Origin of the sequence: Anabaena sp. AL09 (genome assembly GCF_001672255.1) — a bacterium.
Classification (GTDB): Bacteria; Cyanobacteriota; Cyanobacteriia; order Cyanobacteriales; family Nostocaceae; genus Dolichospermum; species Dolichospermum lemmermannii.
Genome location: NZ_LJOQ01000078.1, coordinates 1 through 2,614 on the forward strand (window position 1 = coordinate 1; position 2,614 = coordinate 2,614).

The 2,614-nt window shown below is 40.6% G+C and carries 2 protein-coding genes and 1 pseudogene; all 3 read left to right on the forward strand.

Features of this window, described 5'->3' with window-relative positions; all coding sequences use genetic code 11:
• Window positions 1-112 precede the first annotated feature (112 nt).
• Window positions 113-484, forward strand: a complete 372-nt coding sequence (locus AN490_RS14555) for a hypothetical protein (RefSeq protein WP_300004598.1) — start codon at window positions 113-115, stop codon at window positions 482-484.
• A 438-nt stretch (window positions 485-922) separates the two neighbouring features.
• Window positions 923-1,735, forward strand: coding sequence for a DNA cytosine methyltransferase (locus AN490_RS14560; protein WP_300004601.1), 813 nt, complete (start codon window positions 923-925; stop codon window positions 1,733-1,735).
• Window positions 1,728-2,614, forward strand: a pseudogene (locus tag AN490_RS14565) (hypothetical protein); the annotation flags it as partial. The gene AN490_RS14560 and the pseudogene AN490_RS14565, both read left to right, overlap by 8 nt.

Here is a 2,614-nt window from a genome sequence, read left to right on the forward strand (position 1 = left end):
AATACAGTACAGAACGTATTCATTTTAACAAAAATAACCATTCTTAACTTTTCGTTACATAGTTAGAAACTTTTCCGCCGACCTACTTAGCGGATTTATACAGCCTCACCTAGTGGAAAAGATTATTCCTGACTACAACTACAACCAAGATAAAAATGTAGCTTGTCAAAATCCATCTTGCAAATCTTTTCATCAGAAATGGGGCAACATCAACCTTGAAAATTTTGACACTCGCTTTTTACCAGCAATTTGTCAAAAACTGGATTTATTAAACCGAGAAACTTGGCGTAATACTGTACAAGTTCAAATTAATACTCGCTGTTTATCTCAAAAAATGTCAATGAGAAAGGTTGATAGAACTGAAAACGAAAACAAAGAAGTACAGGAGCGCAAACGAGAAATAGAAGCTATTCCTCATGAACAATGGATGTCAATAAGAGAAAAATATCTTGGTGGACAGTCAGAAGATTCTAATGTTGCATAATTGCACTTTTTGGTAGTTCAAAGATTAGAGGCTAATAGTCATGGCTAAATCTAAAAATACTTCTGTATCTAATTGTGAACCCCTTTTATTTTCAACTGAACAGTATTCTAGCGAAATAGGTAATCTAGAACGATTGCACCAATATGATCCGTATTGGAATGAAATTGTTCTAGATTCTAGTGAATTTTTAGAAGAAAATAAACAGGGAATTTCATTATCTCAATTATCCCAACTACCTACTGAAGAATTAGTCAAAGAAACTGAGAATAATTTTACAGTAGGACAGCGGATATTTTCCAAAAAAGAGAATCGTAAGGGAGCTATTAACAAAGTAGGTAAATCAGGTTTTACAGTTGATTGGGACGGGTGGGTAACAGTCCCTTATTCGTTCACACAAATTGAAGAATTGCAACTGTCAAAAATAGAGGAGTTGGATTCATGCTTACTCACGCCGCACTCTTCGCAGGAATTGGTGGATTTGAACTGGGAATTAAATCCGCAGGAGCAAACATTCAAACCACAATCTTTATCGAAAACAATCCAGAAGCCCAACGAGTCCTTAGATACAGATTCCCCAAAATTGCCATCCACTCAGATATCACAGACTGGCAACCAGAACCAGGACGATTTAATCTGTACACAATTGGATTCCCCTGCACAGGTACAAGCATTGCCGGAAATGGATCAGGGCTTGAACATCCAGAATCAAGAATGTGGTTCTATGCTCTCAGAGCGATCGCTACAGGAAGACCTGATTTCATTGTTATTGAAAACCCCGCAGGACTTATCAGAAACGGACTTAGAGGGGTTCTTGGAGGACTGCGAATGGTTGGATATTTCTGGGAAGATCCGCAAATCATATCAGCAGCGAAACTCGGCGCACCCCATGAAAGAGAAAGGCTGTTCATTATTGCCTACTCCTACGACGTATCCCAAAGGCTCAACGGGGTGCAGACCGGCTGGCACAAACAGATTGGAGCAGAAGTTGCGGCCATTCATTCACAAGGGGGACAAACTACATCCATCAGTCGCGGGGTGGATGATGGGATTCCCGATTGGTTGGGTGGAGTACCCATTAGCGGACACTGGCGAGATGCTATCAGTGCAACTCCCGTTTATCCCGCTACAGGACACCATATCAAAAACAGACGGCACTGCGTTGACCTCTACGGACGAGCAGTTACACCTCAACAAGCAGAAATTGCCCTCAAAAGAGTCTGTTATCTCGCAGAATTCGCTGGAATTGCTTAATCAGGAGTCAGAATTATTAACCCCGACAACTCCGACAACTCCGACAACTAGCAAAATTAAAGCAATTACTCTACATCAACCTTGGGCTTCTTTGGTAGGTAGGTATAAACATTATGAAACCAGGGGTAAAGCTACTAATTATCGGGGGAAAATAACTATTCATGCAGCTATTAGGCAAGAAACAACGGATTATCAAGTCAATCAATTATCTGATTTATTAGTAGGGGAAGAAATACCTTTTGGATCTGTGGTAGCGATCGCTCAACTTACCGACTGTATCAAAATGACTGAAGAGTTTATCAGTCAACAAACTGAAACAGAATTAAGGTGTGGACTGTGGGAAGTTGGCCGTTATGCCTGGAAGTTGGAAAATGTAGAAATACTTGATGAACCAATCCCAGCGCGAGGTATGCCCGGACTTTGGGAAATTGAAATTCCCTGTTCCCTATTCCCCGTTCCCTCTTCTGAATTACCAATTACCAGACCCGAATTTAAAACTGGTGAGTACATTCTTAACGGTAGAGTTGGGGAAATTATAGAAGCAAGCCCCGGTGAGTATTTTTCTGTCAAGTATGGCAATAGTCACACTGACTTAAAGTGTTATTTTTGGGGTCAAGATGATGAACTAATAGATCAATTAGCGATTCCTACGGAGCGCTTCGCTATCGCACCCCAAGATTTAGTTGAGAAATTCGTAAGGGAAAACCAGTTATCCACAGATATAGAGATTTCCCCCACGAATGACGGGACTGAACGATTCGTAAGGGAAAATAACTTATCCCCAGATATAGAAGTTTCCCTCACGAATGATGAGACTGAGAAATTCGTAAGGGAAAATAACTTATCCACAGATGTAGAAGTTTCCCTCACGAATGATGA

Bases quoted from the DNA above. Each gene is read 5' to 3' on its own strand.
- AN490_RS14560 (WP_300004601.1), top strand. From the start codon at position 923: ATGCTTACTCACGCCGCACTCTTCGCAGGAATTGGTGGATTTGAACTG.